We start from the raw sequence: 14859 nt of genomic DNA, 5'->3' as shown, positions 1-14859 counted from the left end.
GGGGCCACCCTGCGACCGCCCCCCCCCCACCCCCCCCCGCCCCCCAATCGGGGTGGGGGGGGGCCCCCCGCCCCCCGCGCACGACCATCCGGCGGCGGATCCCGCCGCGATCCGCGACTGGAACGCCATCGCCACCGACACCATCAGTGCCAACCTCGGAGCCACCCGCCCGTCAGGGCAAGCCGTCATCTGGCACGGGTTCGTCTCGGCTGCCGTCTACAACGCCGTGGTCGGCATCCAAGGCCGCTACGCCCCATACCAATGGCGTGTGCGCGGACCCTCCACCGCGTCACCCGAGGCGGCAGCCGTGACCGCCGCACACCACGTACTGGTCGACTTCTTCCCCGCCTCACGAGCTCAGCTCGACACCGCGTACGCCGACTCACTCGCCAAGATCCCCGACAACAGGGCGAAAAGACAGGGCGTGGCCTTCGGAGCACGGGCCGCGGCCCACTTCATCGAGCTGCGCGAAGGAGACGGCCGCTTCGCGCCGGTGGAGTTCAGCGCGACGCCGGCGCCGGGCGTCTGGCGGCCCACGCCGCCTGCCCACCTCCCCTTCATCGACACCTGGCTCGGCGAGCTCCGCCCGATGGTGCTCACATCCCCGCACCAATTCCGCCCCGGCACTCCCCCCGCCCTTTCCTCGACCCGCTACGCCGACGATGTCAACGAGGTGAAGGCCATGGGGGCGAGGAGCGGATCGCTCCGCACCGCGCTGCAGACCGAGACCGCGCTGTTCTTCGGCGGCAGTCTCGTGGTGCAGCTCCAGGAGGCGTTCCGGGACTACACCACGCGTCACCGCCTCGGCATCGCGGAAACGGCACGGCTGTTCGCCGCGGCGAACGCGTCCGCGACCGATGCCGTGATCACCGCCTGGGACTCCAAGCTGCACTACGGAACCTGGCGGCCCATCAGCGCCGTTCGACTGGCCGACACCGACGGCAACCCGGCGACCGAGGCCGACCCGCAGTGGCAGCCGCTGCTCGTCACACCGCCGCACCCGGACTACGTCAGCGGTCATGCCGCGGTCGCCGGAGCCGTGGCCCAGACGCTGACGGGACTTCTCGGAACCCGGCGCATCGACCTCACCATCTCCTCCGAGGCCACCGGCACATCACGGCACTACGCGTACGCCGACCGGTTCAACGAGGACATGATCGACGCACGGGTGTGGGCCGGGATCCACACACGCACAGCCGACACCGCCGGATGCCACGCCGGTGACCGCATCGGCCACTGGACAATCACCCACTACTTCCGACCACTACGCCCGCAACACCCACGTATCCCCCCTCCGTTCCAGCCGACATGTCCACCCGGAAACAGGCACTGACGAGCTACTCAGTGCGGGCGGGCTGAGCTCGCGGTGACCTTGGGGGGATCCGCGCGACGGCGCCGGCCGTCACAATCCAGCAGGTCCTCGTGGAACCCCCGAACCCCCTACGGCGGTCGATCACATGGAGCTCCGGTATCCAGTGGCACTGCCGGCCGGAGCGGTCCCGCCGGCGCAGGGACAGGCCGTTGACCGTGCACCTCGTGCGTCATTGCGCGGCTCCGGGCCGAGGGCGTCAGCCGCGACCAGCAGCAGCCTCGGGCGCCGGTCGTACTCCGGCCCGGCGTCCGTCTGCCGACCGGCAGCAAGGCCGGGCGGCTCACCAGGAGTCGGCGCCGCAGCACGGCGGGGCGGCCGTGATCCGCTGTGCGATCAGTCGCCGCCGGAGCTGGCCGGTGGCCGGTGTGCGGGGCAGTTCGTCGACGACGCGGAGCAGGCGCGGGTGCTTGTGGGTGGCCAACCTGCCGTCGAGGTGGCGCCGCAGGTCCTCAAGGCTCGGCGGACGACCGGGGTCGCACGGTACTACGACTGCACACACCACCTCGCCCCAAGCAGGATCGGGCAGGCCGACGACGGCGGCGTCGGCCACGGCCGGATGGTCCGCGAGCCTGGCCTCCACTTCCCCGGGGAGGACGGTCTCGCCACCGGTGCGGATCAGCTCGCCGAGCCGTCCGGTGAGGGTGATGCGCCCTGCTGCGTCGATCTCCGCGAGGTCCCCGGTGCGGTACCAGCCGTCGTCGAAGGCCGCGGCGGTGGCCACCGGGTCGTCGAAGTAGCCGTCGAAGAGAAGCGGGCCGCGCACGTGCAGCTCCCCGTCGGCGCTCCTGCGTACCTCGGTCGACGTACCGGGCACGCCGATGGAATCCGGGTGGTCGCGGAGGCTGTCGCCGTCGTGTGCCGCGACGTTGCCCGTTTCGGTCGAGCCGTAGAAGACCCGCACGTGGGCGCGCGGTGCGGCGGCCCGGAGGGTGTCGAGGAACCCGGTGGTGACGGCGGACGTGCCGGTGTCGGCGAAACGCAGCGTGGCCAGCGCCGCGTGGTCACCGTCCAGCACCCGCTGCCAGACAGCGGGCACGCAGTACAGGCGGGTCGCCCGGTGGGTCTTGACCGCCTTCCGGATCGCGTGCCCGTCTGCATGTTCCAGGAACACGACAGTGTCACGTGCCTGCCACTGCTGCAGGGAGATCGTCCAAGCGGCCATGTGGAACAGCGGGAACGAGCAGATCGCGGCGCCGCGCGGTTCGAGCTGTGATCCCGGGTGGGAGCGCAGGAAGCTGACCCGGTGGGACAGCACGACGCCTTTCGGCCGGCCGGTCGAGCCTGAGGAGAAGAACAAGCAGTGCGGGTCGATCTCCAGGAGACCGGTCCCGGTATACGGATCAGAGTCCCGCACCGCGGCCGGACTATGTGCCTCTGCATCTGCTGCGACCACAGCCGTCAGGTCCTGCACCGGGGCGCCGATCGCGGCGGCGAGCCGCGCGGTCTCGGCCGGTGTCCGGTCCGCCGCGACGACGAGCGCCGGGCGGACCTCGGCGGCCAGCTCGGCCGCCTCGTCGACGCCGAGCGTTCCTGGGACAGGTGCGTAAACTGCGCCGAGTCTGGCGAGTGCGGCGAAGAGGGGGACTGCGTCGAGTGTTGTGCCCGCCCAGCTGACGACGCGTTCTCCGGGGCCCACACCGAGTCGCCGCAAAGTGCGGGCGACCGTGTCGGCGCGGGTGTCGACCTCGGCGAAGGTGAGTGACCGGTCGCCGAGCACGGCCGCCGTGCGGTTGGGCGCAGCTCGAGCGGCGTTGGTGAAGATGTCGCCGATCAGCAACTGGTGCACGGGTACGGGCATGTTGGGGGCCTCCTGCGTGCGCGGCGGTGCGGCGCGTGCCGGCCGCCGCGCCAGACCGCTCAGTCCTTCAGCTCGACGATGATCTCGTGGTAATGGCGCTCCCCGGTGTTCACCGCCGTCTCCACACCACCTCGGGTGACGTAGATCGCGGCGCCGGGCAGCACCTCGGCCTCCAGAAAGTCCTGGTAGGGGCCCTCTGTGTCGGGCTCGGGCCGAACAGCGATCCGGTCACCGGAGATCTGCACCAGTATGTTGTCGAGCTCGTGCCGATGGACGTCGCTGTGCTCGCCGGGTGCGAGCCGCAGCTCCCAGATCCGCACCCGGTCGTTGTCCAGCAGAACCTTGCTGCCGATGCGCCCGAGCACCCGCTCTTTGTCCACAGTCCACTCCCGTCGTGTCCGTCGCCGGTACCGGGTTGCCGGAACCGATCAGTACCCGATCGTCGTGTCGACCTCGTTGATCAGCGTCTCGCCCGCGAGGTAGCGGGCCAGGTTCTCCCGCAGGAGCCGGAAGACCCCGGCGAAGTGCGTGTCCGCGGCGGAGGCCGAGTGCGCCGAGATCGCCAGATTCGGCGCGTGCCACAGAGGACTCGCGGCGGGCAGTGGTTCAAGGCGGGCGACGTCGATCGCGGCACCGCCGAGTCGCCCCGACCGCAGGGCCTCCACCATGGCCTCCTCCACGACGCACGACCCGCGGCCCACGTTGCAGAAGAACGCTCCCGCAGGCATCGCGGCGAACGCGGCCCTGTCCAACATGTCCATGGTCTGCGGCGTCTCCGGCAGTGCCGCGACCACCGCGTCGCACTCGGCCAGCATCGAGTGCAGACCGTCCGGCCCGTACAGCGTGTCGGCCTGCGGGGCGGGGCGTCCGGCGCTGCGCCGCATCGCCGAGACGCGCATACCGAAGGCCCGGGCACGTACCGCGACCTCGCTGCCGATCGCACCTAGGCCGAGCACGCCGAGGGTACGGCCTGCCAACGGCTCGCCGTAGCAAGGGGTCCAGCGATGCTCACGCTGCGCCCGGTCCAGTTCGGCGAACCGCTTGAAGTGCCCGAGCACTCTCGCGAAGGCGAACTCCGCGACCGGTACCGCGTTCACCCCGGACGCGGTGGACAGCCGGATGCCGCGGGCTTCGAGGTCGGCGGGCAGCAGGTGTCCGACCCCCGCGCCGATGGCCTGGACCCAGCGCAGGCGCGGCGCTGCCCGCGGGACGTCCGACGGCAAGCGCAGCCCGACGAGGATGTCGAGCCGGGCCAGCGTCGCGGGAGCGGTAGCGCCGGGCGGGCATCGGACGACCTCGACGCGGGAGTCGACCGCCCGTACCGCAGCGATGTCCCGCTCGATCAGGTCGGCGGCCCGCTGGTCCCAGGACTGCGGGTAGGCAAGACCGACGACGACCGCGGAACGCTCCGTCACCGCGCCACGTCCTTCCCGCCGTCCAGGTCCTTGAGCACGCCCATGGAGTGCACCGACGCGTGGTGCTCGGCCAGATAGCCGGGGGCCTGCGTCGTCTCCACGAACCAGCCGGTCGGGCACATCGTCAGGATCTCGACGAAAGCGAAGCCCGACTCCTGTGCCCGCAGTGCCCGCAGCACCATCCTCTTCGTACGGTGCACATTGACCGCGGTGTCGACCGCGCCGCGTGCGACGTACACCGCTCCGTCCAGCTGGGCGAGCAGGTTCGCGAGCCGGATCGGATGCCCGTGACGGGTGCTGTCACGACCTTCGAGGGTGTTCTTCGTGCGCTGGCCGAGTACGGTTGTGGCTGTCATATGGCCGCCGGTCTCGCCGAACACGCCGTTGTTGAGCATGAAGCAGGCGATCCGCTCGCCGCGGGCTGCCGCGTGCATCACCTCCTGCAGTCCCTCGTCGGCCATGTCGCCGTCGCCCTGCACGGTCAGCACGGTCAGATCGGGTCGGCTCCGCTTCACTCCGGAGGCCACCGAAGGGGCCCGCCCGTGAAGGGCCTGGACGACTTCGATGTCGAGGTTGTTGGAGAACGCCGTGGAGCAGCCGATCCCGAACACCGCGACGCAGGAGGCAGTGCGCCCGAGTTCCGCGACGGCTTCCACAACGGCGCGCATCGCGACCGGCTCACCGCAGCCCGGGCAGAGTTGATGTGCCCCGATGTCGACCAGGGCGGGCGTGAAGTCGTGGACGATTTTCGCGCCGCATGCCGGGGGCTCGTCCGTGGGGACGAAGGGCAGGGCTTTGCGCCTGGTCATGGCGCCACCTCCATGATCCGCTCCCGCAGCACCCGCACGTCCAGGTCCGGTGCGATACCGAAGCCGGAGGGATCCATCGACAGTCCGCCGATGAACTCGACCGGCAGCGCGCCGCTCACCGCGAGCTGTACGTCCTGCACAGCCTGCCCGGTGTTGTTCTCGTACACCGCGACGGCACGCGCGCCCCTCACGAGCCGTGCGATCTCGGCGTAGGGGAAGGGGACCAGCGTCACGGGCCGCACGAACCCGATGCGAGCGCCCGAGGAGCGCAGCTCGCGGACGGCGGCGCGCAGGTACGTGGCAGGGGTGCCGTAGCCGACGACCACGAGGTCGGCGTCGTCGATGAGCATGGACTCCACCCGGGGTGGGATCGCGCGCAGCATCGTCTCCGTCCGCTTCGCGCAGGCACGGTAGTGGACCGCGAGGTCGTAGCCGGCCTGGCCGCCGAGGCCGTCGCGCTGCTTGGCTGTGCCGAGTGGCGAGACCAGCTTCGCGCGGCCGGTGCCCCCGCTGGTGCCGTCCAGCGCCCACGAGGGGCGCGGGAGGACTCCTTGCGAGGCTCCTTCCGGCCCCTGCGGAATCGCCACCGACCGGTGCGTGTGCGCGAGGTAGTAGTCGCCCAGGACCATGACGGGGGTGCGCCATGCCTGGGCCCACTCGAAGGCGAGCGAGATATGCGCGACCGCCTCCGGGACGTCCGACGGCGCGAGCACGGGCAACCGGTAGTCCCCGTGGCCCCCGCCGCGGGTGGTCTGGAAGTAGTCTCCCTGGCCCCGGGCCATGTTCAGCACGACCAGTGGCAGCCGCGCGAGCGTCATCTCGGCCAGCGACTCCTGCATGAGCGCGAGTCCCTGGCCGGTCGAGCCGGTGGCGGCGCACGTGCCGGTCGCCGCGGCTCCCCAGCACATACCGATCGCCTCCAGCTCGCTCTCCGCGTTCATGCAGACGCCGCCGGCCTCGGGCAGCCGTGCCGCCATCGACTCCAGGACCTCCGTGAACGGCGTCATCGGGTAGCCGGCGAAGAACCGGCAGCCCGCGGCGACCATCGCTGCCGCGACGGCTTCGGAGCCGGCCAGCAGCCGGGACGGCCCGCTCATCGGCCGGCCGCCGTCTGGTCGTAGCGGTACACCTGGAAGACGAAGTCAGGGCAGATCGCCGTGCACGCCGTGCAGGCGATGCAGCCGGGCAGCAGCCGCGGATACCGGTGCCCTCGGCTGTTCACCTGATCGTCGGTCATGACCAGTACCGACGGCGGGCAGGCGTCGATGCACAGCTCGCATCCCTTGCATGCCTCGACGTCGATGACGAGCGTGCCGCGGCTCATGCGACCACCTCCGGCCAGGCCGGCAGGTACACCGCGGCCGCGCGGTCGAACCCGGTTCGCAGGGCCCGCTCGTTCACGGCCAGCAGGCGGCTGCGGTAGGGCGGCAGAACATCGGGCAGCGTGGCCACCAGTTCGTCGATCCCGACGATGCCGGTGGCGCGGACGTATGCGCCGAGGGCGACCAGCGTCGCTGCGGCCACCGCGCCCAGCTCGTCCGCGACGCGCGTGGCGGGGACCTGAAGCACGCGGATCCCGTCCGGCCACGAGCGGGGAGTACAGAGCGTGCTGTTGACCACTGCGAGACCGCCGAGCCTGACGCGCTCGGTGACCTTGTCGGCGTATGCCCCGTGCATGACCAGGCACGACCAGGCAAGGGAGACGGTCGGCGGGCTCTCGATCGCGCGATCGCCCGCGACCAGCGTGGCCTCGGTGTTGCCGCCGCGCATCATCCCGCCGTAGCTGCCGAACATCGAGACAGCGAGTCCGGCGTTCGTCAGCGCCTGGGCGAGCAGCCTGGCGCCGAGTTGGATGCCCTGCCCGCCGATACCGGTCATCAGCAGTTCACGTTCCACCGGCCCTCCCTCCGCCTGAGTCGGGGACTCGGTATCTGACTCCCCACTACCTGACTATCCATCAGAACAGTGTTCTCAGAATAGGAATGAGCGTTCCCGGACGCCAGATGCTGTGGCAGGATTTCTTGCACAGGACGGGAAGGCGGGGAGGGCGGATGGCGGACAGGGCACCGGATCTGGTGGAGCGCGCGGTCGCCCGGCCGCTCGCCGGGCGCTACGAGGTCTCGGCGGCCGAGGTGCAGCGGCTGATCGAGGCCACCTACACGGTGATCGAGAGGACCGGGTCGCTGGACCCCACGGTGCGCGACATCCTGCACGAGTCGGGCCTGTCCAACCAGGTGTTCTACCGGCACTTCCGGTCCAAGGACGACCTCCTCATCGCGCTGCTCGACCACGGTCGGCGCCGCATGGCGGACCATTTGCGCCACCGGATCTCCGCCGCCGAAGGTCCACTCGACGCGGTCCGGGCATGGATCGAGGGGGTGCTCGCACAGGCCGCCGACCAGCGTGCGGCCGCCAGGACCCGGCCCTTCCTGGCCCATGTCGACCGGCTCGCGGCACGCTTCCCCGAGGAGCAGCGGGCCTCCGAGGAAGCGATGATCCAGCCGCTGGCCTCGGCACTCCGCGAGGCCGCCGCAACCGGCGTGCGCACGGGTACGGGTGCGGGCGTCGACCACGACCGCGATGCCCGTACCGTCTACCTGCTGACCATCGCGGTCCTCCACGAACACCTGCGTACCGGCACCCGGCCGGACCCGGCGGAGACGGAACACCTGGTGCGATTCGCGCTCGCCGGCCTCAGCCTCAGCTCGGCACCTGACCCCCGGCACCCGCTTGGCAGCCGCGACTGACCGCCTGGTTCAGACCCACTGCGGGGAGGTGTTGGCGGTCGGCGCACAGCCCGTGCGCGGAACGCGGGATCGGTGGTCAAGGCCACTGCTCTTCCGGCGGAACCGGATCTTCCTGTGTGCTTGCTCGGTAACAGACATACAGGGCAAGCATCCTGGCACCCAGTCTGGTGCAGACTGACCCCGCAAAGAGAGAGTCGAAAACGGCCGCATACGGCCAACCACGGGGGATCACCATGACTTTTCGCGTGCGCAAGAAGCGCAAGAGCCCCAGGGGCCTGATGCCCTACGCACTCGGGGCTGCGGCGGTCGCCGCGCTGCTCGCGTCCACGGCGTGCGAGTCGAATGCGCCCCACCGTTCGGATGACCCGGCGCCGTGGGCCGCGCCGAGTATGACGGGCTGGGTGAAGCCCCGCGAGACGGATTCGACGCAACCGGATGAGACGGCTTCTGTGAAGCCCGCTGAGACGGCTCCGGCGAAGCCAGGTGGCGGCAAAGGGAACAGCAGGAACGGCGGCAGGAATTTTGCCGCCCCCTGCGCCGCAGACGCCCTCTCGGTCACCGCGGTGAAGGAGCCGGCGGACAGTAGAGAGGCCAGGCATCTCCTGATCACTGTGCAGAACGTCGGCGACGCGAAGTGCAGCCTCTACCACTACCCCCACGTACGGCTCGGTGCCGATGCCCAGACCACGGTCCCTGTGATCAAGGACAGCGCCCCGGACCCGGGGATGCCCGTCGCCATTGCTCCGGGCGAGGAGGCCCATACCGCTCTGCTTGTCAGTGGCGGTGCCAGGGAGGAGTACAAGGCGCAGGCCATCACCCTCACCCTCCACGGCCGCGAGCTCGGCAGTAACGCGAGCAATCCGATCGACGTTCCGATGCCCGTCGACATGCTGTACGCCGACGACGGTCAGCTACTCACCTACTGGACTCCTGCTTCCGGAGCTGCCCTGGACTTCATCATGTCGAAGTGATACGCCTCCGTCAGGCGAACTGCCGCAACTACGTCATGGATCCCGTAGTCCCTGGTCTGCGGCGCCGAAGCCTACGCCCCCGTCGAGTCGGGCAGCCTCCTCGCACGAACAGCGTCTGGGTCCCAATCCTCCGCCACAGCGTGGACCATCGAATCGGCCGCGCCGACTTTCACCGGAGTCCAAACGCGTCGGCGCTCCGTACACCGCGACCGGCACCGAGGAGGCTGAGCCCCGAGGCGGGACAACCCTCGGGGGCGCCGGAGGGTTCGCGGGGCTGAGCTCCCCCTCACGGGCATCAGCCACGCCTCCAGGTTCTGCACGTCGCGGTCCCAGCCACCCATGACGCAGCAGCGCCGGAACCCCCGCGGCGGCGCGCGCTGCCCGCCCGCCTACTGCCCGGCGCCGAAGAAGCCGGATCTCAGGTCCTGAGCGACGGCCTCGAGTGGATGCCCGCTGACGGTGAACGCTCCGCTCCAGGGGGCACTGAGTGCGAAGAGCAGCGCCAGACTCAGTCCGACCACACTGGCAACGCCCACGACCAGCAGAGACGTTCGCAGGCTGCTGCGGAAGATCAGCGCGCCGGCATTCACGATCAGAGCCAGTCCGCTTGCCACGAGCGTGACGACGTAGAGCTCGGGCACCTCGCGAGACGCGGCAGCGATGCGGAAGCGACGACTGCTGGTGACACTGTCCAGGGAAACCAGCAGCTCCGTGGCCGCCGGTGACCCCAGCTCGGGCCTTGCCGCCTCGGCGCGCACGGTCCGCTCCAGCCGTGCGATCGCGCGAGCGGTGGCCGGGTCGTCGCCGGACGCCGCTGCCGCGCCCTTCCATTCCTTGACGCGTGTGGTCCGCAGATAGTCCAGCAGTGCCGCATGGATCGGCTCGGACTGGACCTGCGGACTCGTCGCCGCCCACGCCAGCCGGGAGGTCGCGGCCGCTTCGTCGCTCACCAGCCCCTCCGCTGCGCGCAGATAGCCGGCCTCGCTGGCCAGGGTGAGTGCCGCGAAGATCGCGAAGGCGGCGCCGAGCGTGGGCATCAGGGGCATGGCGATCTGCGGCACACGTTCCCGTTCCCCGACTGGTACGAGCGCCCGGACGCCGACCCGCGCCAAGGCCGCGACCAGAAGGGCAACGAAGAGCCAGCCCACCACCAGCACCACCGCCGGCAGCGAGGTCAACCAGTTCACCGAATCACCTACAGCGCGTTCCCGTGAGCGCCATACGGCGGGGTCGAGCCAACGGCCCCGCGACGTGGAGCTCCTCTACGGCGATGGCAGAGGATCGGACGATCTACGTCACCGCGACCGACGAGACACTCGCCACCTCTGGCCGCACTCCTCCCGTGGTCGGAGTGGTCGCGTCCTGGGCACGCGGACCGCAACACGCTGTCACAATTACTCCCGTTCTGTCTAGTTAACACTCTTTCGGGAGATAGTTGTGACTGTCTCTGAAGCCGTGGGGCGGGTGAACGCTCCGATCGAGAAATGTGAGGGTCAGTCGCCCTCGGGACAGCACTCATACATTCCGCCCAGGGCCTTGTCGCCGCTCCAGGCTTCCCCGGGACCGAGTGTGGCTATGTGCACGGCGCCGCAGAGGTCCACGTCGGGGCCGTGATCACGGAGGATGAAGTACTGGTCCCGGGTGTTGCTCCTGGCCGACTTGGCGGGGAAGGGCAGGTCAACCGGGGTCTTCGGAGCCACCTTCGGCGCGATGCGGCTTTCCGGTGAAGTTGGGTTCGCTCCAGAAGGACAGTGCGTTGTGCAGGGCGGGAGCTCCGTAGTTGCTGGCCGGGGCGCTGTGGGTCTGCTTCCGGGGGGCGCGTGTTGAGTCCGGTGTGGTGCGTCTCTGCCGGGCGCGGTCCGCAAGGGCGCGCGCTGCCGCCAGGAGGATGCGCGGCTGACTGAGCAGTCTGGGGTGCTCCCGCATGTGCATGACGTTCATGAAGGCCGCGTTCACGGTCGGGTCGAGGACGGAAGCCTCAAGGAGCTTGTCGCCGGCCCACCGTGTCATGCGGTAGCCGCGGGGACGGTGGTCTGCAACGTGAGGCTGAGCGAGATCGGCTGTCGCGGAGAGTCGCCAGGCAGCGTTCACGATGACGGCGGCTCGACGGAAGTACCCCCAGGCGGCTGCGTGGGGCGATGTTCCGGTGCGCAGATACGCGGACAGCGCGGATGCCTCCAGGGCGGCCACCGTCAGGCCCTGGCCGTAGATGGGGTTCACGGAGGCGACCGCATCGCCGATGGCGACCAGCCCGCCGGGGAACCGGTTCAGCGCGGTGAAGTCGCGGCGCTGGCTCTCGCGAAAGTGGAAGGTGCTGACCTCCGACACCATCGCGCACTTCTCGGCGACTTCCCGGATGGGAGCCACAGAGTTGATCATGCGTTCCGTGAACTCGTGCGGGTCGGTCCCCGGCCGGTAGTCGGTGTAGGCGGCCAGGACCACGCCCCAGCGGTTGCCCTCGAGAGCGGTGATGGCAGCCGGCTCGATGGAGGCCTTGCGGTAGTCGTACGCGGTGGCGGGGCCGGGAGAGGCGTGGGCGACCACGGTGTCGGGCAGCTCGTTTCCGCGGCGGAAATGGGCGGTGGCGTAGCCGAGGTCGACCTTCATGCGCGTGCAGGGCGCTTGGTCCCAGCCGTGCTTCATGAGCCAGGTACCCAGTCGACTGGACCTGCCCATGGCGTCGACGACGAGGTCGGCGTCCAGCCAGTGGTCGCCGGCAGTGGCGTCGCTTGCGGTCGTGTAGTTGACGCCACTTACCCGCGTGCCGGTGAACCGGAGGTCGCGAGCCCTGCCGACACGCATGGTGACGTTGGGCAGCGCACGGACCCTGCGGCGCATGAGGTCTTCGACGAACGGCCGGGAGGCGCCCAGCATGCGGGCGTCGGGCACATCGGGTCGGCGCATGCCGTCCACGTAGTACTGGATGGCGCGGCCGGTGCCCAGGCAGGCACCGCCGGCAACGAGTTCGTCCGTGACTCCCGGGAACCATCGCTCGAGCTGGGTGTGCCCCATGGCGAGCAGGGCGTGGAGTTGGTCGCGATGGGGGGCGCCCCGCCGTGCGTCGCCGTTGCGGAAGTCATCCGGCTCCAGGACGACGACCTCGTCGGCGTGATCGCTCAGAACCCGGGCTGCGAGCAGACCGGCGTAAGAGCCGCCCAGCACCACTGCACTGCGCACGCAAGATTCCCCTCTTCGCTGACGACGCGTTGATCCGCGTCGGTCTTTGCGCTGGATCCCGTCGACCGCCCCCTTGGCGACAGAGACGACCCTAGCTTGTGTGTTCGGATAGCCATCTGTACTGAAGGGCCAGGGCTTGACCGGTCCTATGGGGATACGGCTGTAGCGACGCGTTCCTCCCGCAGGTTCAGCAGTGCCGCCTGGACGATGGGCTGAGACAGGGCTTTGGCGACGAGGAGTAGACGCTCGCGCTCCTCGCCGGCGGGGGTGTCCTCGCCCGGCAGCACTGCGGATACGCCCTGCGGCTGTGGGCGGCCGGTACGTCCCAGTCGCACCCAGGTATCCCGCGCTGTCTGCAGGCGTTCCGCCGCGTCGCGGAGTGCCACGGCTGTCGCGGCCGCCTCGAGCTCGGCGTCGGACAGGCGCCGTACCAGTGGCGAGAGTTCGGAGTCCCGGTCCTCGCGGAGTGCGTACACGATCTCCGTGGCATCGCGGGTCACCCATGGCCGCAGCGCGCGCGTCCCGTCAAGGATCTCGATCACGCGGCGGTGCAGATTGAAGGTGACGTTAGCCGTCACGCGCCTGCTGCGAGCGCTGCGTGCGCTGAAAGCCAGCTCCTCGTCGACTCCGCCCACGACCAGATCCCACAGGGGCTGCAGCGCCTTGGTGTCGCGCCGCTCGCGGAGCCAGGCGCCGATAGCGGAGCCGGACATGCCGTAGCACATGATCTGGAACCCGATACAGCCCGGGACGGCTCCGTACAGCCCGAGTTGGTCCAGGGAGTGATTGCCGGCCGCGGCGAAGGCGATGGCCGGTGCCTGGCAGAGGGCGTAGCCGAAAACGAACCACATGGCCAGCGCGAATGCTCTCAAACTGTGCTGCACCCCGGGGTCTTCGGGGGTGAGCCGCCGGCAGCGCCAGTAGGTGTTGAGCGTCCCCAGCGTGAGAGTGACCAGGAAGACCGCGAGGCACGCCACGACCCAGGGGTCGTGGGCGAAGCTCGTGTTGAACATCAGAGGGTCCGGCGGAGCTGCCAGGTCCGCGGCGTAGAAGAACACCACCATCAGGATTCCGGCGACCGAGTAGGTCAGAGTCCAGGCGGTGATGCGGCGGCGCAGGGCGGCCCGATTCTCTCGAAGCTCCTGGTCGACCAGGAAGGTGAACATATGTGTATAGGCGAACACCGCCAGGATGCCCAGGTACACGGGAAGTGAGGCAAAGCTCGGCTCGTTCAGGGCCTGGCCCACAGCACGGTAGCCAGCCGGAGATGCCAGGATGTAGACCGGAGCCGACGTCACGAACACTGCCGCGGTCAACGCCAGGGTGGGATTGGGGTCACGGCGCAGCGCCAGGCATTTGTAGACGGCCAGGATGAAGGCGAGCGCGAAGTTGATGAAGTACACGATGGACGCGGTGCTCTCGGACATCAGACGCCCGACCTCCTGTGTGAGAACGCCGACGTGAGGAAACCGCTGCTGTTTCCGCTGCTCCGCAGTCGCAGGTGACGCTCCAGCATCACCGTGGCGAACGCTTCTGCCCGGCGCTCGTGAACGTTCGCGTAGTGCGACCTGGTCAGGACTCGAAGCACCGGCCCGGGCTTGAGTCCGGGCAGTAGCTGCCGCACAGTCTCCTCCGTCATCCGATGGTCATCGTTGGATGACGGCGGGTGCTCTTCCCAGAGATGGAAGAGCTCGTGGAGGCTGGCGTGCAACCGGGTCAACTCGCTCGCGTTGGCGTCGACGACGATGTAGTCGCGGTCCCGTCCACGGGCGCAGAACCCCGAGACTTCCGGGGGCAGCGGGGCCTCGGTGAGCGTGATCGGCTTTCCGCGGCGCTCTGCGATGGTGTCGACGAGGCCTTGCATGCTCCGCACGCCCGAGAGTCTCAGGTCGCGTCGGATGAGACGCGTGGTGGACCAGGTGGCGTAGGAGATGGCCAGTTGCTCGCGAGCGGACGCGAGGAACGAACTCACCTTGTGGCGCTGCCGGTCGGCTCGGGACTGCTGGTGCACTGATGAAAGTCCCCCCTCTGCTGGGGACTGGCTGCGTGAGCTTTCGCACATGACTCGTGTGGCCTATCTCCGTACTACTGCCTGATCGCAAAGCGCGACCGTAACCTATCTTTGGGTAGCCAGTCAGGGGCAGGGCAGCGCCGGATCGCGGTCACCGACGGGCCGGTCCTGCGGCGTGTGACTTTCCCACGTCGGGTCCTTCGCAGGACCGGCGAGGCTGGCGCCCCCGAGCAGCGTGGCGGCCGGGATTGCGCCGAAGCTCGCCCTGTGACGAACTTCCGTAGTCTCCGCATACACGTCTCCCATGAGACTGCGTCAGGTAATCCGCAGATCAGGGCAGCGTCGGCATGGCGGTCAACTCCAGCCGAACGCCTGCCTGTAGTGTCGATCATCTGAACGAGTGACCTCCTGAAGGCTCGCCGATCTTATAGTCGGCATCAAGCCAAAAGAACTGCCGGATCGGGCAGTTCCGAAAGCGGCAGGGTGCAAAGGTAGGCACAGTGGGCAAAAGCCTGGATGGGGCCGAGCATGGACTCGGTCCCCCGGCCCGGCCAGTGGG

The 14859-nt window shown here is 69.5% G+C and carries 15 protein-coding genes; 3 read left to right on the top strand and 12 right to left on the bottom strand.

Annotated features, from left to right (window positions below):
* The first annotated feature begins 52 nt into the window (after nt 1–52).
* On the top strand, nt 53–1333 hold the full coding sequence (locus tag ACFWI9_RS26980) for a vanadium-dependent haloperoxidase (protein WP_387165819.1): 1281 nt from the start codon (nt 53–55) through the stop codon (nt 1331–1333).
* A 319-nt stretch (nt 1334–1652) separates the two neighbouring features.
* On the opposite strand, the gene ACFWI9_RS26975 is transcribed toward ACFWI9_RS26980, so the two are convergent.
* From ACFWI9_RS26975 to ACFWI9_RS26945, 7 genes are read right to left on the bottom strand one after another with little or no spacing between them, the layout of a single operon-like run.
* A complete protein-coding gene (locus tag ACFWI9_RS26975; RefSeq protein WP_387165817.1) occupies nt 1653–3170 on the bottom strand; it encodes a class I adenylate-forming enzyme family protein in 1518 nt (505 codons plus the stop codon).
* Nucleotides 3171–3229: 59 nt separating this feature from the next.
* Nucleotides 3230–3550 carry a hypothetical protein gene (locus ACFWI9_RS26970; protein ID WP_387165815.1) on the bottom strand — a complete coding sequence of 107 codons (321 nt, stop codon included), beginning with the start codon at nt 3548–3550 and terminating at the stop codon, nt 3230–3232.
* Between the two features lie 48 nt (nt 3551–3598).
* Nucleotides 3599–4585 carry a D-2-hydroxyacid dehydrogenase gene (locus ACFWI9_RS26965; RefSeq protein ID WP_387165813.1) on the bottom strand — a complete coding sequence of 329 codons (987 nt, stop codon included), beginning with the start codon at nt 4583–4585 and terminating at the stop codon, nt 3599–3601.
* Nucleotides 4582–5394 carry a thiamine pyrophosphate-dependent enzyme gene (locus ACFWI9_RS26960; protein WP_387165811.1) on the bottom strand — a complete coding sequence of 271 codons (813 nt, stop codon included), beginning with the start codon at nt 5392–5394 and terminating at the stop codon, nt 4582–4584. The genes ACFWI9_RS26965 and ACFWI9_RS26960 overlap by 4 nt, the downstream gene beginning before the upstream one ends.
* Nucleotides 5391–6491, bottom strand: coding sequence for a hypothetical protein (locus ACFWI9_RS26955; RefSeq protein WP_387165809.1), 1101 nt, complete (start codon nt 6489–6491; stop codon nt 5391–5393). The genes ACFWI9_RS26960 and ACFWI9_RS26955 overlap by 4 nt, the downstream gene beginning before the upstream one ends.
* Nucleotides 6488–6718 carry a 4Fe-4S dicluster domain-containing protein gene (locus ACFWI9_RS26950; protein ID WP_387165807.1) on the bottom strand — a complete coding sequence of 77 codons (231 nt, stop codon included), beginning with the start codon at nt 6716–6718 and terminating at the stop codon, nt 6488–6490. Before ACFWI9_RS26950 ends, ACFWI9_RS26955 begins: the two co-directional genes overlap by 4 nt.
* Nucleotides 6715–7290 carry a 2-oxoacid:acceptor oxidoreductase family protein gene (locus ACFWI9_RS26945; protein WP_387165805.1) on the bottom strand — a complete coding sequence of 192 codons (576 nt, stop codon included), beginning with the start codon at nt 7288–7290 and terminating at the stop codon, nt 6715–6717. Before ACFWI9_RS26945 ends, ACFWI9_RS26950 begins: the two co-directional genes overlap by 4 nt.
* Nucleotides 7291–7445: 155 nt before the next feature.
* On the opposite strand from ACFWI9_RS26945, the gene ACFWI9_RS26940 reads away from it, so the two are divergent.
* Together ACFWI9_RS26940 and ACFWI9_RS26935 are read left to right on the top strand one after the other, a co-directional pair.
* A complete protein-coding gene (locus ACFWI9_RS26940; RefSeq protein WP_387165803.1) occupies nt 7446–8141 on the top strand; it encodes a TetR/AcrR family transcriptional regulator in 696 nt (231 codons plus the stop codon).
* A 233-nt stretch (nt 8142–8374) separates the two neighbouring features.
* Nucleotides 8375–9112, top strand: coding sequence for a DUF4232 domain-containing protein (locus tag ACFWI9_RS26935; protein ID WP_387165801.1), 738 nt, complete (start codon nt 8375–8377; stop codon nt 9110–9112).
* 389 nt (nt 9113–9501) lie between these two features.
* Here the strand turns inward: ACFWI9_RS26935 and ACFWI9_RS26930 are convergent, their stop codons facing one another.
* The 5 genes from ACFWI9_RS26930 to ACFWI9_RS26910 form a co-directional block, all read right to left on the bottom strand.
* A complete protein-coding gene (locus ACFWI9_RS26930) occupies nt 9502–10299 on the bottom strand; it encodes a hypothetical protein (RefSeq protein ID WP_387165799.1) in 798 nt (265 codons plus the stop codon).
* A gap of 306 nt (nt 10300–10605) precedes the next feature.
* Nucleotides 10606–10812, bottom strand: a complete 207-nt coding sequence (locus ACFWI9_RS26925) for a hypothetical protein (protein WP_387165797.1) — start codon at nt 10810–10812, stop codon at nt 10606–10608.
* Nucleotides 10790–12289, bottom strand: coding sequence for an FAD-dependent oxidoreductase (locus ACFWI9_RS26920; RefSeq protein WP_387165795.1), 1500 nt, complete (start codon nt 12287–12289; stop codon nt 10790–10792). The genes ACFWI9_RS26925 and ACFWI9_RS26920 overlap by 23 nt, the downstream gene beginning before the upstream one ends.
* A gap of 146 nt (nt 12290–12435) precedes the next feature.
* A complete protein-coding gene (locus ACFWI9_RS26915) occupies nt 12436–13716 on the bottom strand; it encodes an MAB_1171c family putative transporter (RefSeq protein ID WP_387165793.1) in 1281 nt (426 codons plus the stop codon).
* Nucleotides 13716–14300: a hypothetical protein gene (locus ACFWI9_RS26910; protein ID WP_387165791.1), complete on the bottom strand. Its 585-nt coding sequence runs from the start codon at nt 14298–14300 to the stop codon at nt 13716–13718. The genes ACFWI9_RS26915 and ACFWI9_RS26910 overlap by 1 nt, the downstream gene beginning before the upstream one ends.
* Nucleotides 14301–14859: the final 559 nt, after the last annotated feature.

It is taken from the genome of Streptomyces sp. NPDC127084 (assembly GCF_042724175.1).
Lineage (GTDB): Bacteria > Actinomycetota > Actinomycetes > Streptomycetales > Streptomycetaceae > Streptomyces.
This window is presented reverse-complemented; position numbering and strand designations above follow the sequence as displayed.